A 20,674-nucleotide genomic window follows, 5' to 3' on the forward strand; every position below is an offset into this window, starting at 1 on the left:
CGTCACCTCCTATTCTACTACCTCATATTTAACCAGATGGGCCAGCCTTTTTATCTGACCCCTGACAGCCGGTGTGTCAGGGCGGATAACTTCCGCGTGTAGCTTTTTCAGGCCCAGGGCACGGGCCGTTTTCCTTTCCGTTTCCGGTCGACCAATCAGGCTTTTTACCAGGGTTATTTTTAAATTTGCCAATGCCCTTTCCTCCTAGCCGATCAGCTCGGCCACAGTTTTACCCCGGAGGCGGCCTACTTCCTCAGCTCTCTTAAGGCCCTTTAACCCTTCGAGGGTGGCGTAGACGACGTTATTGGGGTTGGCCGACCCCAGGCTTTTGGTTAAGATATCCCTGATACCGGCGGCTTCAAGGACCGCCCGTACCGGTCCCCCGGCAATAACTCCGGTACCGGGGGCTGCTGGTTTAAGCAAGACTTTCCCCGCGCCAAAGTGACCGATAATTTCGTGGGGAATAGTCGTGCCCACCATCGGTACTTTTATAAGGTTCTTCTTGGCATCTTCAATACCTTTACGGATGGCTTCCGGTACTTCGCTGGCCTTGCCCAGGCCGGCGCCCACATTTCCTTTGCCATCACCAACAACTACCAGGGCGGAAAAGCTGAAACGCCGGCCACCCTTTACGACCTTCGCCACCCGGTTAATGTGGACTACTTTTTCCGTAAGTTCCAGGTCTTTATTTTCGACGCGCGCCATTTTTCCCCTCCTTCCTTAATCAAAATTCCAGCCCGGCTTCCCGGGCGCCTTCGGCCAGGGCAGCTATGCGGCCGTGATAAATATTACCACCGCGGTCAAATACAACTTTTTTAATGCCCTTTGCCAGTGCCTTCTGGGCAATGAGTTCGCCCACCTTCCTGGCTGCTTCCTTATTCCCGGTGGCCTCCAGTTCTTTTAATGCCGGGTCCAGGGTTGATGCGGCCACCAGGGTTATACCCCGGGTATCGTCTACCACCTGGGCGTATATGTGACGCAGGCTGCGGTAGATACTCAGGCGGGGCCGTTCAGGAGTGCCCATTATACGCCGCCGTACCCGCAGGTGCTTCCGCTGCCGCGTGAGTTTGCGGTCTGCCTTCTTGAACATTCCTTTACCCCCTATTTTTTACCGCCCTTGGCGCCAGTTTTACCAACCTTGCGCCGGATATACTCATTCTCGTATTTGATGCCTTTACCCTTATAGGGCTCCGGGGGACGTATATCGCGAATGTTGGCCGCCAGCGCCCCTACAGCTTCTTTGTCAATGCCTTTCACAATTATTTTGTTGGGGGCCGGTACTTCAATTTCCAGCCCTTCGCCCGGCACTATTTCTACCGGGTGGGAATAACCTACCGTCAGCACCAGCTTATTGCCCTGCTTGGCGGCACGGTAACCTACCCCGACCAATTCCAGGCTTTTTTGGAATCCCCTGGTGACGCCGTCAACCATATTTTGCAGCAGGGCCCGGGAAAGGCCATGCAGGGCGCGGTGGGGCTTGGCATCCGAAGGCCGGCTGACCAGCAGTGAATCTCCTTCCCGGCTAATGGTAATATCGCCCGGGAATGTCCGGGTAAGTTTTCCCCGGGGGCCCTTTACCGTTATTGTGTTGCCTTCAATATTTACTTCCACCCCTGCCGGTACCTGCACCGGTTTTCTACCTATACGTGACACTTCAACACCTCCACCTTACCAGATATAACAGATAACCTCGCCGCCGACACCTTCCCGGCGAGCCTGTTTATCCGTGAGTATGCCTTTGCTGGTAGAAATTATAGCTACCCCCAGGCCACCCAGAACTTTAGGAATTTCCCCTTTGCGGGCATAGATCCGGAGACCCGGGCGGCTGATGCGCTTTATCCCCGTAATAACCTTTTCCTTGTTGGGCCCGTACTTGAGATAAATCCTTAAGACACCCTGCTTGTCGTCTTCAATATACTCGTAGTTCTTGATATAGCCTTCGTTCTTCATGATCTCGGCTATGGCCCGCTTCATTTTGGATGCCGGTACTTCCACCTTCTCCTGGTACACCATGTTGGCGTTACGAATGCGGGTCAGGAAATCCGCAATGGGATCGGTCATCAACTTGAACTACCCCCTTCCTTCTCGTCCCGCACTTACCAGCTGGCTTTCACGATACCAGGAAGTTCTCCCCTGTAGGCCAGCTCGCGGAAACAAATACGGCACAGGCCGAACTTCCGCATATAAGCGTGGGGACGGCCACAGCGCAGGCAGCGGTTATAGGCGCGCACTTTAAATTTCTGGGGACGGGACTGCTTGATGCGTAATGATTTTTTGGCCATGGATTTCCTCCTTTATCATTGTTCCCGGAAAGGCATGCCAAAAGCGCGCAAGAGTTCCCGGGCTTCTTCGTCGCTCCTGGCCGTAGTTACCATGGTTATTTCCAGGCCCCGGGTTTTATCGATTTTGTCATATTCAATCTCCGGGAAAATTAATTGTTCTTTCAGGCCCAGGGAATAATTGCCGCGGCCGTCAAAGGAATTGGGCGATACACCCTGGAAATCCCTGACCCGGGGCAGGGCCACGTTAATCAGGCGATCCAGGAATTCATACATCCTGTTCCCCCGCAGGGTTACCTTGCAGCCGATGCTGTTTCCCTGGCGCAGTTTAAAGGCCGCTATAGATTTTTTAGCCTTGGTTACAATCGGTTTCTGGCCGGTAATGGCCATCAGGTCCTGGACGGCACCATCAATGGCCTTGGGATTCTGGGTGGCCTCCCCAACACCCATGTTTACTACGATTTTTTCCAATCTGGGAATCTCCATGATATTTCTGTAACCAAATTTATCCTGCAAGAGCTTGCGGATCTCCGTCAGGTATTTTTCCTTCAGTCTAGCCAAAGCCAGCCCTCCTTTACCTGGGCTTAGTCAATTACTTCGCCGCACTTTTTACATACCCGGGTCTTGGTCCCATCAGCCAGGAATTGTTTCCCGATGCGTGTAGGTTGGTTGCATTTATTACAGAACAACATAACGTTGCTGCTGGCCACCGGAGCCTCTTTCTCAATAATCCCGCCCTGGGTCATTTTGGGAGTGGGACGGGTATGCCGTTTAACGATGTTTACCCCTTCGACGATGACCCGGCCTTTCTCGCGGTCGACGCTCAGTACCTTGCCTTTTTTGCCGGCATCTTTACCGGCAATCACCATAACCAGGTCACCTTTTTTAACGTGAACCTTTACCGGGGTCAATGCCAAGCCACCTCCCTTTTCCTACAGGACTTCCGGGGCCAGGGAAATTATCTTCATAAAATCTTTTTCCCGCAGTTCCCTGGCAACCGGGCCAAAAATGCGCGTACCCCGCGGGTTGTTTTGTTCATTTATTATCACCGCTGCATTTTCGTTAAAGCGGATATAGGACCCGTCTTCACGTTTTATGGCCTTTGTCGTTCGTACTACCACCGCCCGGACGACATCCCCTTTCTTAACCACGCCCCCTGGCGTTGCCTCTTTTACCGAGGCAATTATCACGTCGCCCACACTGGCATAGCGTCTTTTGGATCCGCCCAGGACGCGTATACACATCAGTTTCCTGGCGCCGGTGTTGTCGCCGACTCTGAGGATCGTCTGTTGCTGGATCATGTTTTACCTCCTTCCCGGCGAAAATAAGGCTATTTGGCTTTTTCCAGGATCTCTACTACCCGCCAGCGTTTTTCTTTACTCAAAGGACGGGTTTCCATAATCTTTACTTTATCGCCGATGCGGCATTCATTCTTTTCATCATGGGCTTTGAATTTTTTTGTCCTGCGGATAATCTTGCCGAGCAGCGGATGGCGTACCCGGCTTTCTACCGCCACTACCACGGTTTTATCCATTTTATCGCTTACAACATTGCCGACTCGTGTTTTACGGTTATTTCTTTCCAAAAGGCCTGCCCCCTTCCTGTACCGTATATTCTCTATGCCCGTTGCCGCTGCAATTCCCGTTCCCGTAATATTGTCTTGGCCCGGGCAATGCTCCGGCGGACTTCCCGCAGGCGCATGGGATTATCTATCTGGCCGGTGGCCAGCTGGAAGCGCAGGTTAAAGAGTTCCTGCTTCAGCTCGCCGACCTTTTGCAACAGCTCTTCTGTGGTCAATTCGCGTATTTCTTTAGCTTTCATTGACCTCACCACCCACTTCCGACCTTTTTACAAACTTCGTCTTAATAGGGAGCTTGTGGGAGGCCAGGCGCATCGCCTCGCGGGCCACTTCTTCTGTAACCCCGGCCATCTCAAAAAGGATCCGCCCCGGTTTTACCACGGCTACCCAGTATTCCGGCGCTCCCTTACCGCTGCCCATGCGGGTCTCGGCCGGTTTGGCAGTAATGGGGGTGTCGGGAAAAATCTTGATCCATACCTTGCCGCCGCGTTTAATATAGCGGGTCATGGCAATACGGGCGGCTTCAATCTGGCGGCTGGTTATCCAGGCCGGTTCCAGGGCCTGCAGCCCGTATTCCCCGAAATGGATTTCATTTCCCCGGGTCGCCTTACCCCGGGTGCCCGGGCGGTGCGGTTTGCGGTATTTTACCCTCTTGGGCATTAACATTATTTGCGGCCCCCTTCCTGGACCCTGGCCCGTTCAGGTAATACTTCACCCTTATAAATCCATACCTTAACGCCTATTTTACCATAGGTGGTGCTGGCCTCGGCAAAACCGTAATCAACGTCCGCCCTCAGGGTGTGGAGAGGTACCTTGCCCTCGCTGTACCACTCGGTGCGGGCGATTTCAGCCCCTGCCAGGCGACCGCCGCAGGCCACTTTAATTCCCTGAGCGCCCAGGCGCATGGCCCGGCTTACAGCCTGCTTCATGGCCCGCCGGAAAGCGACCCTTTTTTCCAGCTGGGCGGCAATATTTTCGGCCACCAGCTGGGCGTTAAGTTCCGGCTTTTTAATCTCAACGATGTTGAGGCTTACCTGTTTGCCGGTCAAACCTTCCAGCTCTTTCCGCAGGGCCTCAACTTCGGCACCGCCACGGCCAATAATAACCCCCGGCCTGGCAGTATTAATTATTACCTTGATGCGATTGGCTGCCCGTTCAATTTCTACACTGGCGATGCCCGCCTGGAAGAGACGCTTCTTTATAAAATCGCGTATTTTCAGGTCTTCATGAAGCAAGGCTTTATATTCCTTGCCCGCATACCAGCGGGAATCCCAATCGCGGATGATGCCGAGTCGTAATCCCTTGGGGTGAACTTTTTGGCCCACGAAATCAGTCCTCCTTTTCCCCAACCACCACAGTTATATGGCTGGTTCGTTTCCGCCGGATATTGGCCCTGCCCATAGCCCGCGGTTGGTAGCGTTTCAGGGTCGGCCCTTCGTCAACATAGGCGCGGGTTACTACCAACCGGCTGGCATCGAGGTCGTAATTATGCTCGGCATTGGCGACAGCCGATTTTAATACCTTGGCTACCGCCCGTGCCCCCCTTTTGGGCGTGACCATCAATATGGCCTCGGCCTCCCGCACCCCTTTACCGCGAATCAGGTCAACTACCTGGCGAACGCGCCGCGGGGAAATCCGGATATATTTAGCTACCGCCCTTGCTTCCATCTGTTTACCCCCTACTTCAGCGCTGTGGAGCGCTCCGTGTGGGCGCCGTGCCCCCTAAAGATGCGGGTGGGAGCAAACTCGCCCAGTTTGTGTCCGACCATATCTTCGGTAATATATATCGGTATGTGCTTGCGGCCGTCGTGGACGGCTATCGTATGCCCGACCATTTCCGGAAAGATCGTTGAACGACGGGACCAGGTTTTTACCACCCGTTTAGTACCCTTCTCGTTCATTTCAATAATCTTTTTAAGCAGCTTTTCATCACAATACGGCCCTTTTTTCAGGGAGCGGCCCATAAAAAGGAACCTCCTTTCACCCCTTTATTTAACCATGCCGGCGCTTGACAATAAGCTTATCGCTGGGTTTCCGTTTTTTACGGGTTTTAACGCCCATGGCCGGTTTACCCCACGGTGTAACCGGGTGCTTGCGGCCTACCGGGGCTTTACCCTCGCCGCCGCCATGGGGATGGTCCACGGGATTCATAACGACGCCGCGTACCGTCGGCCGGATGCCGAGCCAGCGGCTGCGCCCGGCCTTACCAATGGTAATGTTCTCCCAATCCAGGTTACCCACCTGGCCGATGGTTGCCCGGCATTCTTCCTGTACCTTGCGCAGTTCCCCGGAGGGTAAACGCAGGAGGGCATAACCGTTTTCCTTGGCCATCAGCTGGGCACTGGCCCCGGCAGCACGGACCATCTGCCCGCCTTTGCCGGGTTTCAACTCAATATTGTGCACCATGGTGCCAACCGGTATCTTGCTTAAAGGCAGGGCATTGCCCGTTTTTATATCTGCCTCGGGCCCGCTGATAATTTCATCACCGACCCGGAGGTTTTCCGGTGCCAGGATATAACGCTTCTCGCCGTCGGCGTAATTAACCAGGGCAATATTGGCCGAACGGTTCGGATCATATTCAATAGTCACCACGCGGCCGGGAATGCCGTCTTTATCGCGCTTAAAGTCGATTATCCGGTACAGGCGTTTGTGCCCCCCGCCCCGGTGCCGGACGGTAAGCCGCCCCTGGTTGTTGCGTCCCCCGGTCTTCTTTAAAGGTACCACCAGGGGTTTGTAGGGTTCCGCTGTGGTAATCTCGGCAAAGGCAGACACGGTCATCTGCCGCCGGCCGGGAGAAGTGGGTTTAAACTTCTTTATGGCCATCTTACTTCTCTCCTTGCTTTAAGCTACTCCAACCCTTCAAAGACTTTAATTTTGTCGCCGGGTCTCAGGGTCACGACCGCTTTTTTCCGGTCCGGCTGCCTTCCCTGGAAACGGCCCATCCGGCGCATCTTGCCGCGGTCCACCAGGGTATTGACCTTGAGTACTTTGACGTCAAAAAGCTTCTCAACGGCGTTTTTAATTTCAATTTTATTGGCGCCCCGGTCAACGATAAAGGTATATTTATTTTCCGCCATCAGGCCGGTCGACTTCTCCGTGATCAGGGGTTGGATGATTATTTCGTCGGGAGCCCGCATAAAGGGCGCACCTCCTTATATGGCAATTATGCTTCCCCGGCGATTGGCTGCTTCTCAACCGGTGCAAGAAATTCCTCAATCCGGGATACGGCCTCTTTGGTCACAATTAGTTTTTCATGGGCAAGGAGGTCATAGACGTTCAACCCGGCAGGAATTAAACAGTCTACGCCCGGCAGGTTACGAACTGACAGCTCCACATTAGCCTCCCTGGCTGCAGTGACTACTAGGGCTTTATCTCCGGCATTGAGGGCTTTGAGTACGGCCACCATGTCCTTCGTCCGCGGCCTTTCCAGTTTCAGATCATCCAGGACAATAATATTGCCCTCCCGGACTTTGCTCGCCAGGGCGGAACGCAGGGCTAAACGGCGTACCTTTTTGGGCAGTTTGAAGCCATAATCCCGCGGTTGGGGGCCGAAAATTACTGCCCCGCCGCGCCAGAGGGGTGAGCGGATACTGCCCGCCCGGGCCCGACCGGTTCCTTTCTGCCGCCAGGGCTTGCGGCCGCCGCCGCTGACTTCGGCCCACGTGCGGGTCGAAGCCGTGCCCCGCCGCCGGCTGGCCAGTTGCATAACTACGGCCTGGTGGAGGACGGCCTCGTTAACCTCACCGCCGAAGACGTAGTCATCCAGGTCAATTTCTCCTACCTGCTGGCCCTGGATATTGTACACGGCTACTCTAGGCATTGCCTGCTAGCCTCCCTTTACCGAATTCTTAATTACCAGCAACCCCTGGCGTGGACCGGGAACGGAACCTTTGATCAGCAAGAGATTGCGCCCGGGGTCGCTCTTAATAACTTCAAGGCCAAGTACCGTAACCCTTTCGGCGCCCAGGTGCCCGGGCAGGCGGCGTCCTTTAAAGACGCGGGCCGGTCCTTTGGCCGCCAGGGAGCCGGGGCGGCGGTGATACTTGGACCCGTGCTCCATGGGACCACGGTGAAAGCCGTGACGTTTAATACCACCGGCAAATCCTTTACCCTTGGAGATACCGATCACATCAACTTTTTCGCCGGGGCTAAAAATATCGGCTTTAATTTCCTGCCCCACCTGATAATTTTCGCTGTCCTCCAGGCGCAACTCCCGTACATAACGAAAGGGGGTTACTCCGGCCTTGCTAAAATGTCCCCGCAGGGGTTTGTTAACTTTCTTTTCTTTTATGGGTTCAAAACCCACCTGCAGGGCTTCGTACCCGTCGGTAGCCACGGCTTTTTTTTGGATAACGACACAGGGCCCTGCCTGCACCACAGTTACCGGAATAACCCGGCCGGCTTCGTCAAAAATCTGGGTCATGCCTATCTTTTTGCCTAAAATACCCTTGCGCACCCTGATACTACCCCCTACAGCTTGATCTCAATGTCAACCCCTGCCGGGAGATCCAGGCGCATCAATGCGTCTACCGTCTTGGACGTCGGCTCGTGGATGTCGATTAAACGCTTGTGGGTACGCATTTCAAACTGCTCCCTGGAATCTTTATTTACATGGGGTGAACGTAAAATCGTAAAAATATTTTTCTCCGTCGGCAGCGGGATGGGGCCGGATACCACCGCCCCGGTGCGCCTGGCCGTCTCGACAATTTTCTGGGATGATTGATCTAAAAGGCGATGATCAAAGGCTTTGAGACGGATGCGTATTTTCTGCCTGGCCATGGGTCATTTGCCCTCCTTCATGGCACGGGATCAGGCATAGAGCCTGATCCCTGGCCTGGTAATTATTCACTAATCCCGGTGACGACGCCGGCGCCCACGGTGCGGCCGCCCTCACGGATGGCAAACCGCAAGCCTTCTTCTATGGCTATGGGCGTAATGAGCTCGATGCTCATGCGGATGTTGTCCCCGGGCATGACCATCTCTACCCCTTCCGGCAGCTTCACTACCCCGGTCACGTCCGTCGTCCGGAAGTAGAACTGCGGCCGGTACCCGTTGAAGAAGGGTGTATGCCGCCCGCCTTCTTCTTTCGTCAGTACGTATACTTCCGCGTTGAATTTGGTGTGCGGTTTGATGGACCCGGGTTTGGCCAGTACCATTCCCCGCTCTACTTCTTTGCGCTCTACGCCCCGCAACAGCGTGCCGATGTTGTCCCCGGCTACCGCTTCGTCCAGGATCTTCCTGAACATCTCTACCCCGGTTACTACCGTCTTCCTTACCTGCTCCCTTAAGCCTATTATCTCTACTTCGTCGCCTACCTTTACTTTGCCTCGCTCTACCCTGCCAGTCGTCACCGTGCCCCGGCCGGTGATCGTGAATACGTCTTCTATCGGCATCAGGAAGGGTTTGTCGACATCCCGTTCCGGCGTGGGTACATAGTCGTCTACCGCGTCCATCAGTTCCCAGATCTTGCTGCACCATTCGCATTCCCGCTTGCCGCACCCGCATTCCATCGCTTTCAGGGCGCTGCCCTTGATAATCGGTATCTCGTCCCCAGGAAATTCGTATTCGCTTAAGAGTTCCCGTACTTCCATCTCTACCAGTTCAAGCAGCTCGGGGTCGTCGACCTGGTCGACCTTGTTCATGAATACTACAATGTATGGCACCCCTACCTGCCGCGCTAAAAGTATGTGTTCCCGGGTCTGCGGCATGGGGCCGTCCGCTGCCGATACTACTAATATCGCCCCGTCCATCTGCGCCGCCCCGGTGATCATGTTCTTGACGTAGTCGGCGTGACCGGGGCAGTCGACGTGGGCGTAGTGCCTCTTCTCCGTCTCGTACTCGACGTGGGCCGTGGCTATGGTGATGCCCCGTTCCCTCTCTTCCGGCGCTTTGTCGATCTGGTCGTACGCCGTCGGTACCGCTCCCCCAGCTTTCGCCAGGCAGAAGGTGATGGCTGCCGTCAAAGTCGTCTTGCCGTGGTCTACGTGCCCTATCGTCCCTACGTTGACGTGGGGTTTCTTGCGTTCAAATTTTTGCTTGGCCATGGGTCTTTTGCCTCCTCTGGTATGAGATGTGAGAAGTGGGAGGTTAGAGGTGAGTTTTTATTTTTCACCTCATTCTCCCCTTCTGGTTGCCAGGTATATCTTTTTGCATCGCCCTGACAGGTAAAATTCCTTTTAATATCCCCCATGCAAACATTTTGGGGGTAATTTGTAGCCTTTAAGTCGCGGGGATAGAGAGGGAGCAGTTACTAATCTTTAAACTTACTCCCCATCTCATACTTGCCCTAGGCCCCCTGGCGTTTGGCTATAATCTCGGCGGCAATATTCTGGGGTACCTCTTCGTAATGACTGAACTGCATTACATACGTACCCCGCCCCTGGGTCCGTGACCGCAGGTCGGTGGCGTAACCAAACATTTCTGCCAGGGGAACTAAGGCGCGTATAACCTGGGCTCCGGCCCGGGGTTCCATGCCTTCCACCCTGCCGCGCCTGGCATTCAGGTCGCCTATCACGTCGCCCATGTATTCCTCCGGCACTACTACCTCAACCTTCATAACCGGTTCCAGCAGGACCGGGCCGGCCTTTTTGGCCGCTTCCTTGAAAGCCAGGGAACCGGCAATCTTGAAGGCCATTTCCGAGGAATCAACCTCGTGGTAAGAACCGTCTACCAGGGACACCCGGACCTCTACTACCGGGTAGCCTGCCAGGACGCCGTTACTCATGGCTTCCTGGATGCCGGCGTCAACTGCAGGCACATACTCTTTTGGTACGACCCCGCCGACGATCTTGTTGAGAAATTCATAGCCTTTACCCGGCTCCTGGGGTTCTACTTCGATAACAACGTGCCCGTACTGGCCGCGGCCACCCGTTTGGCGAATAAACTTGCCTTCTGCCTTGACTGCCCGGCGAAGAGTTTCTTTATAGGCCACCTGGGGCCGGCCGACCTTGGCTCCTACTTTAAACTCCCGCAGCAGGCGATCAACAATAATCTCGAGGTGCAGTTCGCCCATACCGGAAATGATGGTCTGGCCGGTTTCCGGGTCGGTGTGCATCTTAAAGGTCGGGTCCTCTTCGGCCAGCCTCTGGAGGGCCAGGCTCATCTTCTCCTGGTCGGCTTTAGTCTTGGGCTCAATGGCCACAGAAATAACCGGTTCGGGGAATTCCATGGCCTCCAGGACAATGGGATGCTGCTCATCGCACAGGGTATCGCCGGTAGTTGTTTCCTTTAAGCCTACAGCCGCCGCAATATCGCCGGCATAGGCTTCATCAACCTCTTCCCGGTGATTGGCATGCATGCGTAAAATGCGGCCGATGCGCTCCCGGCGCCCCTTGGTGGAATTATAAACATAAGAACCGGATTTCAGGGTTCCGGAATAAACCCGGAAAAAGGTCAACTTACCTACGTAAGGGTCGGCCATAATTTTGAAGGCCAGGGCGGCAAAAGGCTCGTTATCGCTTGAATGGCGTTCATCCTCGGAACCTGTTTCCGGGTCAATACCCTGGATGGCCGGTACATCAGTAGGGGCAGGTAAAAAATCTACCACTGCATCCAGGAGCGGCTGGACGCCTTTATTTTTAAAGGAAGAACCGCAGAGGACGGGTACCATCTTTACCGCAATGGTGGCCTTGCGAATACCGGCTTTTATCTCGTCTTCAGTCAGCTCTTCCCCTTCCAGGTACTTGAGCATTAATTCTTCGTCGCTTTCGGCCACGGCCTCTAAAAGCTTTTCCCGGTATTCTTGCACCAGGTCTGCCATATCAGCCGGAACAGGTCCTTCTTCAATAGTTGTGCCTAACTCATCTATATAGTAAATAGCCTTCTGCCGAATTAGATCTACCAGGCCGCGAAAATTCTCTTCGGCGCCGATGGGCAGCTGGATGGGTACCGGGTTGGCCCCCAGGCGTTCGGCAATCATCCTGACACCCCGGAAGAAATCAGCGCCAACGCGGTCCATTTTATTGATATAGGCAATCCGGGGAACGCCGTACTTATCGGCCTGGCGCCAGACGGTTTCCGACTGGGGCTCTACCCCGCCTACGGAACAGAAAACAGCTATCGCCCCGTCAAGGACGCGCAAGGAACGCTCTACCTCTACGGTAAAATCCACGTGCCCTGGCGTGTCGATAATATTAATACGATGTTCACGCCAGAAACAGGTAGTAGCCGCCGAGGTTATGGTAATACCCCGTTCCTGTTCCTGGACCATCCAGTCCATGGTAGCATTGCCGTCATGCACCTCGCCCAGGCGATGGACGCGGCCGGTGTAGAAAAGTATTCTCTCGGTGGTAGTTGTTTTACCGGCATCAATGTGGGCCATGATGCCGATGTTTCTCGTTTTTTCCAGCGGGTATTCTCGAGCCATAAAGTTCCTTCCCTTCTTGTAATCAGGTTTCAGGTACCGGAGGTCGCTGTGAGGCGAGACCGCCGGTTCCCGGGCCCCTGACCCCCACACCTACCACCGGTAATGAGCAAAGGCTTTGTTGGCTTCAGCCATCTTATGGGTATCTTCGCGTTTCTTCACGGCACCGCCGGTATTATTGGCGGCATCCATCAATTCGGCGGCAAGTTTTTCAGCCATACTCTTCCCACCGCGTGCTCGGGCGTAGTTTACCAGCCAGCGGATACCCAGGGTTTGTCGCCTTTCCGGCCGTACTTCCACCGGAACCTGGTAGTTGGCACCACCTACGCGGCGGGCCTTGACTTCCAGTACAGGCATCACATTTTTGAGGGCCTGTTCAAAGACCTCGATGGGATCCCTGCCGGTTTTTTTCCTGATGGTTTCAAAGGCATCATAACAGATCCGCTGAGCAAGCGATTTCTTGCCGTCGAGCATTACCTGGTTAATCAATTTGGTAACTTTGACATTCCCGTAAAGCGGGTCCGGTATTACTTCCCGCCGGGGAACACTGCCTCGCCGTGGCAACCTTTATCCCCCCCTTACCACTATTTTTTAGGCCGTTTGGCACCATACTTGGAACGACCCTGGTTGCGGTTCTGGACGCCGGCAGAATCAAGGGTACCCCTGATAATATGATACCTGACGCCTGGTAGATCCTTAACCCTGCCTCCTCTTACCAGAACCACCGAGTGTTCCTGCAGATTATGGCCGATACCGGGGATATAGGCGGTCACCTCGATACCATTGGTGAGGCGTACCCTGGCTACCTTGCGCAGGGCCGAATTAGGTTTTTTGGGCGTCGTTGTATAGACGCGGGTACAGACACCTCTTTTCTGGGGGCATTCCCTCAAAGCCGGCGCCGTTGACTTTTTAATAACCTTTTCCCGCGCCTCGCGTACTAGCTGCTGGATTGTCGGCATACCTTCCACCTCCTTCCCCGGCTATTCTTCCAGGATGACGGCCGAGGCCGAACCTACTTCGATACCGCAGGCCCGCCCCAACTCTTTCATTGAGTCTACCTCGATTATTTCAATGCCCCGCCCTCGACAAAGCTGGATTAACGGCCCTGTTACATGGGGCTCGGCATCCCTGGCTATATAGACCACCCGGGCTGTCCCCTTCATCACCGCCTTGGTGACCTGCTTAGTGCCTACCGCGCGCTTTTTGGCCACCCGTAAACGTTCATAGGACATAATTTACCCCCCCCCTGGGCAGTCACACTTTTTTATAGTATCATTTCCCGATGGCCATGTCAACAGAGTCCGGGGCTTCGTCCCGGGCCTCTTCTTCCGGGGTTATAACCTTAAGCTGCCGGTAGCGGCCCATACCGGTGCCGGCCGGGATCAACTTGCCGATGATGACGTTCTCCTTTAAGCCCAGCAGGGGATCCACCCGCCCCTTGATGGCCGCTTCCGTCAGCACCCGCGTCGTCTCCTGGAAGGAAGCCGCCGACAGGAAAGAATCCGTCGCCAGGGAGGCCTTGGTTATGCCCAGGAGCACCGGCCGTGCCGTTGCCGGGCGGCCGCCTTCGGCCTCGACCTTCTGGTTTACTTCTTCAAACTCAAAGGCATCTACCAGGGTGCCGGGAAGGAGGTCGGTGTCGCCCTCGTCCTCTACCTTGACTTTTCTGAGCATCTGGCGGATCATCACTTCGATATGCTTGTCGTTGATGTCCACCCCCTGCAGGCGGTAAACCCGCTGTACTTCCCGCAGGAGATAGATCTGGACGCCACGCACGCCCTTTACCTTTAACAGGTCGTGGGGGTTGACGGAGCCTTCCGTCAGTTCGTCCCCGGCTTCCACATGTTCGCCTTCGTTAACCTTGAGGCGGGAGCCGTAGGGAACATTATAGGTAAACTTCTCTCCATTGGCATCGGTGATTTCAATCTCCCGCCCCCGCCGGCCGCGGACCTCGTTGACGGCGGTGATAGTGCCGCTGATTTCGGCAATAATGGCCTGGCCCTTGGGTTTGCGGGCTTCAAAAAGCTCTTCTACCCGGGGCAGACCCTGGGTGATGTCCTCGCCGGCCACGCCGCCGGTGTGGAAGGTGCGCATGGTCAGCTGGGTGCCGGGCTCACCGATGGACTGGGCGGCGATAATACCTACCGCTTCGCCTATCTCGACGTCCTTACCCGTGGACAGATCCTGGCCGTAGCACTTGCGGCAGACACCGTAGCGGGTGCGGCAGGTGAGGACGGAGCGAATCTTTATCTTTTTGATGCCGGCAGCCACAATGGCACGGGCCGCTTCCTCGCCGATCATGGTGTCGGCGGCAACCAGGAGTTCTCCGGTTTCCGGGTGATAGACGTCCTCCAGGGCATAACGCCCGGTCAGGCGCTCTTCCATTTTTTCGATTACCTGGTTGCCTTCGTGGATCTCTTCTACTTCGATGCCGGCCGTGGTGCCGCAGTCGTCTTCCCGGACGATGACATCCTGGGCTACGTCTACCAGGCGCCGGGTAAGGTAACCGGAATCGGCCGTGCGCAGGGCCGTATCGGCCAAACCTTTACGGGCACCGTGGGTGGAAATAAAGTATTCCAGCACCGTCAGGCCTTCCCGGAAATTGGCTTTGATAGGCAGGTCGATGATCCGCCCGGACGGGTCGGCCATGAGGCCCCGCATCCCGGCCAGCTGGCGGATCTGCTGGACATTACCCCGGGCGCCGGAGTTGGCCATCATGAAGACGGGGTTGAATTTATTCATACCTGCCATGAGCTCCTGGGTCAGGGTGTCGGTGGCTTTGTTCCAGCAACCGATGACCTTCTGGTAACGCTCTTCTTCGCTGATTAAACCTTTACGGTACTGCTGGTCAATTTTTTCTACCTCTGCTTCGGTTTCGGCAATTATCTTTCCTTTCTCCTCCGGCACAACGATATCATTGATGCCGATGGTAAAGCCGGCCAGGGTAGAATAGTGGAAGCCTACTTTCTTGATACCGTCCAACAAGTTGGCGGTAGCTTCCGTCCCCAGGATTTTATAGCAGCGGGCGATAATCTCCGTCAGTTTCTTTTTGTCGACTTCACAGTTATAATAGCCCAGCTCTTTAGGAATGGGGATTTCCCGGTTGAAAATCAGGCGGCCGATGGTCGTCTCTAAAAGCTTACCGTCTTCCATGCGCACCTTGATCAGGGCATGGACGTCGATATCTTTGTTGAGATAGGCCATATAGGCCTCGTCGTAGCTGCTGAATACCCTCCCTTCGCCCCGGGCCCCAGGACTTACGGTGGTCAGGTAGTAGGAACCCAGCACCATGTCCTGGGTCGGCGAGACGACGGGTTTGCCGTCCTTGGGGTTTAATATATGATGGGCGGCCATCATCAACAGGCGCGCCTCGGCCTGGGCTTCGGCCGACAACGGCACGTGAACAGCCATCTGGTCGCCGTCGAAGTCGGCGTTGTATGCTGTACAGACCAGCGGGTGGATCTGGATGGCACGGCCTTCCACCAGCACCGGTTCAAAGGCCTGGATCCCTAAGCGGTGCAGGGTCGGCGCCCGGTTCAACAGGACCGGGTGTTCGGTGATGACCTCTTCCAGGACATCCCATACCTCATTCTTTACCCGTTCCACCATGCGCTTGGCGCTCTTGATGTTGTGGGCTACGCCCTTGTCCACCAGCCGTTTCATGACAAAAGGCTTGAAGAGTTCCAGGGCCATCTCTTTAGGCAGGCCGCACTGGTGGATTTTCAGTTCCGGCCCGACGACTATTACCGACCGGCCCGAATAGTCAACACGCTTGCCCAGCAGGTTCTGGCGGAAGCGGCCCTGCTTGCCTTTGAGCATGTCGCTTAAAGACTTGAGGGGGCGGTTGCCGGGGCCGGTCACCGGGCGGCCGCGGCGCCCGTTGTCAATGAGGGCGTCCACCGCTTCCTGGAGCATGCGTTTTTCATTACGGACGATGATATCAGGCGCCCCCAGGTCCAGGAGCCTCTTCAGCCGGTTGTTGCGGTTGATCACCCGGCGGTAGAGGTCGTTTAGGTCGGAGGTGGCAAAGCGGCCGCCGTCCAGCTGCACCATGGGCCGCAGCTCCGGTGGTATCACCGGGATGACATCAAGGATCATCCATTCGGGGCGGTTGCCGGAGGCCCGGAAGGCTTCTACCACTTCCAGGCGGCGGATGGCCCGGATCTTCCTCTGGCCGCTGCTTTCCTTCAGCTCCTGGCGCAGTTCGGCGGCCAGCTGGTCGAGGTCGATCTCCTGGAGTAGTTCCTTGATGGCCTCGGCACCCATAGCCGCCCGGAAGGCATTGCCGTACTTATCCCGGTATTCCCGGTATTCGGCCTCGGTGAGGAGCTGTTTCTTCAACAGGGGGGTATCGCCGGGATCTATTACCACGTAGGCCACGAAATACAGGACTTTCTCCAGGGCCCGGGGTGACATATCGAGGATAAGACCCATGCGGCTGGGAATGCCTTTAAAGTACCAGATGTGAGAAACGGGGGCTGCCAGTTCGATATGCCCCATCCGCTCCCGGCGCACCTTGGCGCGGGTTACTTCCACCCCGCAGCGGTCGCAGACAATGCCTTTATAGCGGACCCGCTTGTACTTACCGCAGTGACACTCCCAGTCTTTGGTCGGGCCAAAAATACGTTCGCAAAAAAGTCCATCGCGTTCGGGTTTCAGGGTGCGGTAATTGATGGTTTCCGGTTTCTTTACCTCACCGCTGGACCAGGCCCGGATCTGTTCCGGTGAAGCCAGGCCAATGCGCATGCGCTCAAAATTGCTTACATCCAGCATTATTCCTGCCCCCCTAGAAGAACTCAGTATTATTCTTCTTCAAAATCGTCGCCTGGGACTACCCTGGCCCGTGGTTTGATGAGGGAATAATCATTATCGAAATCATCGCCGTTTAAATCAAGATCAAGTTCGTCAGCTTCAATATCGGGAGGTTCAAAATCCAGTTCTTCTTCCCCTTCGGCCTCCCCGGCAACTTCTTCGGGTTCGGCTTCAGGCTGCCCCTGGATGTCAAGCCCCAGGTCCTGGGCTGCTTCAACACCATCATCCTCGTCTTCTTTTATCTCGATCTCTTCATTTTCCTCGGAAAGAACTTTAACATCCAGGCCCAGGCTTTGCAGTTCTTTTATTAACACCTTAAAGGATTCCGGCACGCCCGGTTCGGGAACATTTTCTCCTTTGACGATGGCCTCGTAGGTCTTGACGCGGCCGACGACATCGTCTGATTTTACCGTCAGGATCTCCTGGAGGGTATAGGCCGCACCATAGGCTTCCAGCGCCCAGACCTCCATTTCCCCGAAGCGCTGGCCGCCAAACTGGGCTTTACCACCCAGGGGCTGCTGGGTAACCAGGGAATAGGGACCGGTAGACCGGGCATGGATCTTGTCATCTACCAGGTGGGCCAGTTTCAGCATATACATATATCCAACGGTAATAGGACGGTCAAAGGGCTCACCGGTACGGCCGTCGTAAAGGATAGTCTTTCCATCTTCGGGCAGGCCGGCCTCTCTCAGCTTGGCCTTGATTTCCTCTTCCGAGGCCCCGTCAAAAACAGGAGTGGCCACATGGATCCCCAGGGTACTGGCCGCCAGGCCAAGGTGGGTTTCCAGGATCTGGCCGAGGTTCATTCGCGAAGGCACGCCCAGGGGATTTAAAACAATCTCAATGGGGGTACCATCGGGAAGGAAGGGCATATCCTCCTCCGGCAGGATACGGGAGATAACGCCCTTATTTCCATGGCGCCCGGCCATCTTATCACCCACGGAAATCTTTCTTTTCTGGGCCACATAAACCCGCACCAGCTCATTAACGCCGGGAGCCAGTTCATCCCCATTCTCCCGGGAGAAAACTTTAACATCGACGACAATACCGGATTCCCCGTGGGGTACCCTTAAGGAAGTATCCCTTACTTCCCTGGCTTTTTCACCGAAAATGGCCCTGAGAAGGCGCTCTTCGGCGGTAAGTTCCGTCTCGCCCTTGGGTGTAACTTTTCCAACCAGGATATCGCCCGGTCGTACCTCGGCTCCTATCCGGATGATGCCCCGCTCATCCAGGTCTTTTAAAACGTCTTCGCTGACATTGGGAATATCGCGGGTGATTTCCTCCGGTCCCAGCTTGGTATCCCGGGCGTCACATTCATATTCCTCAATGTGAATAGAAGTAAAAATATCTTCCTTGACCAGCTTCTCACTGATGAGGATGGCGTCCTCGTAGTTGTATCCTTCCCAAGTCATAAAGGCCACCAGGACGTTGCGCCCCAGGGCCAACTCGCCCTGATTGGTGGACGGCCCGTCGGCTATGGGCTGGCCGGCCGATACCCGCTCTCCTTTCCGGATGATGGGCTTCTGGTTAATGCAGGTGCCCTGGTTGGAACGGGCAAATTTTTGCAGGCGATAGGTGTCTAAAGTACCGTCGTCGTTACGGATAACGATCTCGCGGGCCGTTACCCGTTCAACAATGCCGCTGTTTTTCGCCAGGATGACTGCCCCGGAATCCCGGGCCGCCCGCCATTCCATGCCGGTACCTACCACCGGCGCCTGGGTCCTTAATAGAGGTACGGCCTGGCGCTGCATGTTGGCCCCCATGAGGGCCCGGTTGGCGTCATCATGCTCCAGGAAAGGAATCAGGGCTGTGGCGACACTCACCATTTGCTTGGGAGAAACGTCCATGTAGTCAACCCGTTCGGCCGGCACAACTACAATCTCCCCGGCATGGCGGGCATTAACCCGTTTCTCTAAAAAACGGCCTTCTTCATCAAGGGGGGCGTTGGCCTGGGCGATGACGTACTTGTCCTCTTCATCGGCAGTAAGATAGTAAATTTCATCGGTGACAACGCCTTTTTCTTTATCAACCCGGCGGTAGGGGGTTTCAATAAAACCGAACTCATTAATACGGGCATAAGTACTTAAGGAGCCTATCAGGCCGATGTTCGGGCCTTCGGGAGTCTCGATGGGGCACATGCGGCCGTAGTGGGAGGTATGCACGTCCCGCACTTCGAAACCGGCCCGTTCCCGGGACAGGCCACCTGGTCCAAGGGCAGAAAGGCGGCGTTTATGGGTTAACTCAGCCAGGGGATTGGTCTGATCCATAAACTGGGACAGCTGGCTGGAACCGAAAAATTCCTTGATGGCCGCCACAACCGGCCGGATGTTAATCAACACCTGGGGTGTAATGACGTCCACATCCTGGATGGTCATTCGCTCCCGCACTACCCGTTCCATACGGGCGAGGCCAATGCGAAACTGGTTCTGGAGGAGCTCGCCGACGGAACGCAGGCGGCGGTTGCCCAGGTGGTCAATGTCGTCAGGCTTAACCTCGCCATCCATAAGTCGCAGCAGGTATTTGACGGCGTGGATAATATCCTCTTTTGTAAGGCAGCGTATATAATCCTGGCGGCCGTTGACTTCCCGGGTCAAAACACCATGACCCAGTTTTTTATTTAGTTTATAGCGGCCAACATTGCCCAGGTCATAGCGTTTGGGATCAAAAAATAAAGCCTCCAGCAGGTTCCTGGCACTCTCGACGGTCGGTGGCTCGCCCGGGCGCAGGCGTTTATAGATCTCCACCAGGGCTTCTTCTTCGGAATCGGTATTGTCTTTTTCCAGGGTATTCTGGATACGCGTATCAAAGTCAAAGAGCTCAAGGATCCTGGCATTGGTCGTATAGCCCAGGGCGCGCAGGAGGACGGTGGCCGGAATCTTACGGGTGCGGTCAATCCGGACATAGATGCTCTCTGTGTTATCGGTTTCAAACTCCAGCCAGGCGCCCCGGTTAGGAATAATGGTAGCACCGTATACTTTCGTGCCGCTGGCATCAATGCTTTCCGTATAATAGGCCCCCGGGGAACGAACTAGCTGGCTGACAATAACCCTTTCGGCACCGTTAATGATAAAGGTGCCCTTTTCCGTCATAATGGGGAAATCCCCCATAAATACTTCCTGTTCTTTGACTTCGCCGGTCTCTTTGTTGATTAGGCGCACTTTTACCCGGAGGGGGGCAGCATAGGTCATATCCCGCTCTTTACATTCTTCCTGGGAATACTTGGGCTCGCCCAGGGAATAATCAATGAACTCCAGGACCAGGTTGCCGGTAAAATCCTGGATCGGCGAAATGTCATGCAATATTTCCCGCAAACCCTCGTCAATGAACCACTGGTAAGAGTTACGTTGAATTTCAATCAGGTTTGGTAACTCCAGGGTTTCCTTAATCTTGGCAAAGGTCCAGCGTTCCCTGGTCCCGACTTTAACCGGATAAGTCAACTTCAGTCCCCCCCACAAGAAATTCAAAAGCAAGGTAATGGCAACCTCGCTTTTGACCTTTAAAGTTCCTGCTACCTATTATTGCCGTCCAAGGAAATCCTTAATCATACGGCGGCAAATTAATGGCATTTAATTATGATAGCATAAAAGACAACCGGCGTCAAGAAAAAATCAAAGCCAGGGGTAATCTTCTCCCTGGCTTTGA

At 55.1% G+C, this 20,674-nt stretch carries 27 protein-coding genes; all 27 read right to left on the reverse strand.

The genetic code is table 11. The features are described from left to right. Positions 1-9: 9 nt before the first annotated feature. Entirely contained in the window at positions 10-192 is a 183-nt protein-coding gene (gene rpmD / locus NWF31_RS02380; protein ID WP_258358893.1) for a 50S ribosomal protein L30, read from the reverse strand. Between the two features lie 12 nt (positions 193-204). Next, on the reverse strand, positions 205-705 hold the full coding sequence (gene rpsE / locus NWF31_RS02385; RefSeq protein ID WP_258358894.1) for a 30S ribosomal protein S5: 501 nt from the start codon (positions 703-705) through the stop codon (positions 205-207). A gap of 19 nt (positions 706-724) precedes the next feature. Next, a complete protein-coding gene (rplR, locus tag NWF31_RS02390; protein ID WP_258358895.1) occupies positions 725-1,090 on the reverse strand; it encodes a 50S ribosomal protein L18 in 366 nt (121 codons plus the stop codon). Between the two features lie 11 nt (positions 1,091-1,101). Further along, positions 1,102-1,653 carry a 50S ribosomal protein L6 gene (rplF, locus tag NWF31_RS02395; RefSeq protein ID WP_258358896.1) on the reverse strand — a complete coding sequence of 184 codons (552 nt, stop codon included), beginning with the start codon at positions 1,651-1,653 and terminating at the stop codon, positions 1,102-1,104. Between the two features lie 15 nt (positions 1,654-1,668). After that, positions 1,669-2,061 (reverse strand): 30S ribosomal protein S8, encoded by a 393-nt coding sequence (gene rpsH, locus NWF31_RS02400; protein ID WP_258358897.1) that lies wholly within the window; start codon positions 2,059-2,061, stop codon positions 1,669-1,671. Positions 2,062-2,096: 35 nt separating this feature from the next. Continuing rightward, positions 2,097-2,282, reverse strand: a complete 186-nt coding sequence (locus NWF31_RS02405) for a type Z 30S ribosomal protein S14 (protein WP_258358898.1) — start codon at positions 2,280-2,282, stop codon at positions 2,097-2,099. A 15-nt stretch (positions 2,283-2,297) separates the two neighbouring features. Then, positions 2,298-2,840, reverse strand: a complete 543-nt coding sequence (rplE, locus tag NWF31_RS02410; protein ID WP_258358899.1) for a 50S ribosomal protein L5 — start codon at positions 2,838-2,840, stop codon at positions 2,298-2,300. Between the two features lie 23 nt (positions 2,841-2,863). Continuing rightward, positions 2,864-3,190, reverse strand: coding sequence for a 50S ribosomal protein L24 (gene rplX / locus NWF31_RS02415; protein WP_258358900.1), 327 nt, complete (start codon positions 3,188-3,190; stop codon positions 2,864-2,866). A gap of 21 nt (positions 3,191-3,211) precedes the next feature. Then, entirely contained in the window at positions 3,212-3,580 is a 369-nt protein-coding gene (gene rplN, locus NWF31_RS02420; RefSeq protein WP_258358901.1) for a 50S ribosomal protein L14, read from the reverse strand. A gap of 29 nt (positions 3,581-3,609) precedes the next feature. Beyond that, complete coding sequence (gene rpsQ, locus NWF31_RS02425) at positions 3,610-3,864, reverse strand: 30S ribosomal protein S17 (RefSeq protein WP_258358902.1); 255 nt, start codon at positions 3,862-3,864, stop codon at positions 3,610-3,612. 32 nt (positions 3,865-3,896) lie between these two features. Then, a complete protein-coding gene (rpmC, locus tag NWF31_RS02430; protein ID WP_258358903.1) occupies positions 3,897-4,100 on the reverse strand; it encodes a 50S ribosomal protein L29 in 204 nt (67 codons plus the stop codon). After that, positions 4,090-4,524 carry a 50S ribosomal protein L16 gene (rplP, locus tag NWF31_RS02435; protein WP_141263487.1) on the reverse strand — a complete coding sequence of 145 codons (435 nt, stop codon included), beginning with the start codon at positions 4,522-4,524 and terminating at the stop codon, positions 4,090-4,092. Before rplP ends, rpmC begins: the two co-directional genes overlap by 11 nt. After that, the gene (gene rpsC, locus NWF31_RS02440) at positions 4,524-5,183 is read right to left on the reverse strand and encodes a 30S ribosomal protein S3 (RefSeq protein WP_258358904.1); all 660 of its coding nucleotides are present in this window, start codon (positions 5,181-5,183) and stop codon (positions 4,524-4,526) included. The genes rplP and rpsC overlap by 1 nt, the downstream gene beginning before the upstream one ends. 4 nt (positions 5,184-5,187) lie before the next feature. Next, positions 5,188-5,526 carry a 50S ribosomal protein L22 gene (gene rplV, locus NWF31_RS02445; RefSeq protein ID WP_258358905.1) on the reverse strand — a complete coding sequence of 113 codons (339 nt, stop codon included), beginning with the start codon at positions 5,524-5,526 and terminating at the stop codon, positions 5,188-5,190. Between the two features lie 11 nt (positions 5,527-5,537). Then, the gene (gene rpsS, locus NWF31_RS02450) at positions 5,538-5,822 is read right to left on the reverse strand and encodes a 30S ribosomal protein S19 (RefSeq protein ID WP_258358906.1); all 285 of its coding nucleotides are present in this window, start codon (positions 5,820-5,822) and stop codon (positions 5,538-5,540) included. A gap of 28 nt (positions 5,823-5,850) precedes the next feature. After that, a complete protein-coding gene (gene rplB, locus NWF31_RS02455; RefSeq protein WP_258358907.1) occupies positions 5,851-6,681 on the reverse strand; it encodes a 50S ribosomal protein L2 in 831 nt (276 codons plus the stop codon). A 23-nt stretch (positions 6,682-6,704) separates the two neighbouring features. Beyond that, the gene (gene rplW, locus NWF31_RS02460; protein WP_258358908.1) at positions 6,705-6,995 is read right to left on the reverse strand and encodes a 50S ribosomal protein L23; all 291 of its coding nucleotides are present in this window, start codon (positions 6,993-6,995) and stop codon (positions 6,705-6,707) included. A gap of 26 nt (positions 6,996-7,021) precedes the next feature. After that, positions 7,022-7,678 (reverse strand): 50S ribosomal protein L4, encoded by a 657-nt coding sequence (gene rplD / locus NWF31_RS02465; protein WP_258358909.1) that lies wholly within the window; start codon positions 7,676-7,678, stop codon positions 7,022-7,024. 6 nt (positions 7,679-7,684) lie between these two features. Further along, positions 7,685-8,314 carry a 50S ribosomal protein L3 gene (rplC, locus tag NWF31_RS02470; protein WP_258358910.1) on the reverse strand — a complete coding sequence of 210 codons (630 nt, stop codon included), beginning with the start codon at positions 8,312-8,314 and terminating at the stop codon, positions 7,685-7,687. 14 nt (positions 8,315-8,328) lie between these two features. Then, on the reverse strand, positions 8,329-8,637 hold the full coding sequence (rpsJ, locus tag NWF31_RS02475; RefSeq protein ID WP_141263502.1) for a 30S ribosomal protein S10: 309 nt from the start codon (positions 8,635-8,637) through the stop codon (positions 8,329-8,331). Between the two features lie 62 nt (positions 8,638-8,699). Then, positions 8,700-9,902, reverse strand: coding sequence for an elongation factor Tu (gene tuf, locus NWF31_RS02480; RefSeq protein ID WP_258358911.1), 1,203 nt, complete (start codon positions 9,900-9,902; stop codon positions 8,700-8,702). Between the two features lie 242 nt (positions 9,903-10,144). Further along, positions 10,145-12,223 (reverse strand): elongation factor G, encoded by a 2,079-nt coding sequence (gene fusA, locus NWF31_RS02485; protein WP_258358912.1) that lies wholly within the window; start codon positions 12,221-12,223, stop codon positions 10,145-10,147. Positions 12,224-12,313: 90 nt separating this feature from the next. After that, a complete protein-coding gene (gene rpsG / locus NWF31_RS02490; RefSeq protein WP_258358913.1) occupies positions 12,314-12,784 on the reverse strand; it encodes a 30S ribosomal protein S7 in 471 nt (156 codons plus the stop codon). 20 nt (positions 12,785-12,804) lie between these two features. After that, positions 12,805-13,179, reverse strand: a complete 375-nt coding sequence (gene rpsL, locus NWF31_RS02495; RefSeq protein ID WP_258358914.1) for a 30S ribosomal protein S12 — start codon at positions 13,177-13,179, stop codon at positions 12,805-12,807. Positions 13,180-13,200: 21 nt separating this feature from the next. Then, the gene (locus tag NWF31_RS02500; protein WP_258358915.1) at positions 13,201-13,452 is read right to left on the reverse strand and encodes a ribosomal L7Ae/L30e/S12e/Gadd45 family protein; all 252 of its coding nucleotides are present in this window, start codon (positions 13,450-13,452) and stop codon (positions 13,201-13,203) included. Positions 13,453-13,492: 40 nt separating this feature from the next. Next, on the reverse strand, positions 13,493-16,993 hold the full coding sequence (rpoC, locus tag NWF31_RS02505; protein ID WP_258358916.1) for a DNA-directed RNA polymerase subunit beta': 3,501 nt from the start codon (positions 16,991-16,993) through the stop codon (positions 13,493-13,495). Between the two features lie 29 nt (positions 16,994-17,022). Then, on the reverse strand, positions 17,023-20,469 hold the full coding sequence (gene rpoB, locus NWF31_RS02510; RefSeq protein ID WP_258358917.1) for a DNA-directed RNA polymerase subunit beta: 3,447 nt from the start codon (positions 20,467-20,469) through the stop codon (positions 17,023-17,025). Between the last annotated feature and the right edge of the window lie 205 nt (positions 20,470-20,674).

It is taken from the genome of Neomoorella sulfitireducens (assembly GCF_024733845.1).
In the GTDB taxonomy this organism is placed as follows: Bacteria; Bacillota; DSM-521; order Neomoorellales; family Neomoorellaceae; genus Neomoorella; species Neomoorella sulfitireducens.

What these genes read in the sequence shown, in the direction of transcription:
- rpsE (WP_258358894.1), bottom strand. Translation starts at nt 705, where the DNA reads ATGGCGCGCGTCGAAAATAAAGACCTGGAACTTACGGAAAAAGTAGTC.
- rplR (WP_258358895.1), bottom strand. Translation starts at nt 1,090, where the DNA reads ATGTTCAAGAAGGCAGACCGCAAACTCACGCGGCAGCGGAAGCACCTG.
- rpsH (WP_258358897.1), bottom strand. Translation starts at nt 2,061, where the DNA reads ATGACCGATCCCATTGCGGATTTCCTGACCCGCATTCGTAACGCCAAC.
- NWF31_RS02405 (WP_258358898.1), bottom strand. Translation starts at nt 2,282, where the DNA reads ATGGCCAAAAAATCATTACGCATCAAGCAGTCCCGTCCCCAGAAATTT.
- rplN (WP_258358901.1), bottom strand. Translation starts at nt 3,580, where the DNA reads ATGATCCAGCAACAGACGATCCTCAGAGTCGGCGACAACACCGGCGCC.
- rpmC (WP_258358903.1), bottom strand. Translation starts at nt 4,100, where the DNA reads ATGAAAGCTAAAGAAATACGCGAATTGACCACAGAAGAGCTGTTGCAA.
- rplP (WP_141263487.1), bottom strand. Translation starts at nt 4,524, where the DNA reads ATGTTAATGCCCAAGAGGGTAAAATACCGCAAACCGCACCGCCCGGGC.
- rplV (WP_258358905.1), bottom strand. Translation starts at nt 5,526, where the DNA reads ATGGAAGCAAGGGCGGTAGCTAAATATATCCGGATTTCCCCGCGGCGC.
- rpsS (WP_258358906.1), bottom strand. Translation starts at nt 5,822, where the DNA reads ATGGGCCGCTCCCTGAAAAAAGGGCCGTATTGTGATGAAAAGCTGCTT.
- rplB (WP_258358907.1), bottom strand. Translation starts at nt 6,681, where the DNA reads ATGGCCATAAAGAAGTTTAAACCCACTTCTCCCGGCCGGCGGCAGATG.
- rplW (WP_258358908.1), bottom strand. Translation starts at nt 6,995, where the DNA reads ATGCGGGCTCCCGACGAAATAATCATCCAACCCCTGATCACGGAGAAG.
- rplD (WP_258358909.1), bottom strand. Translation starts at nt 7,678, where the DNA reads ATGCCTAGAGTAGCCGTGTACAATATCCAGGGCCAGCAGGTAGGAGAA.
- rpsJ (WP_141263502.1), bottom strand. Translation starts at nt 8,637, where the DNA reads ATGGCCAGGCAGAAAATACGCATCCGTCTCAAAGCCTTTGATCATCGC.
- tuf (WP_258358911.1), bottom strand. Translation starts at nt 9,902, where the DNA reads ATGGCCAAGCAAAAATTTGAACGCAAGAAACCCCACGTCAACGTAGGG.
- fusA (WP_258358912.1), bottom strand. Translation starts at nt 12,223, where the DNA reads ATGGCTCGAGAATACCCGCTGGAAAAAACGAGAAACATCGGCATCATG.
- rpsL (WP_258358914.1), bottom strand. Translation starts at nt 13,179, where the DNA reads ATGCCGACAATCCAGCAGCTAGTACGCGAGGCGCGGGAAAAGGTTATT.
- NWF31_RS02500 (WP_258358915.1), bottom strand. Translation starts at nt 13,452, where the DNA reads ATGTCCTATGAACGTTTACGGGTGGCCAAAAAGCGCGCGGTAGGCACT.
- rpoC (WP_258358916.1), bottom strand. Translation starts at nt 16,993, where the DNA reads ATGCTGGATGTAAGCAATTTTGAGCGCATGCGCATTGGCCTGGCTTCA.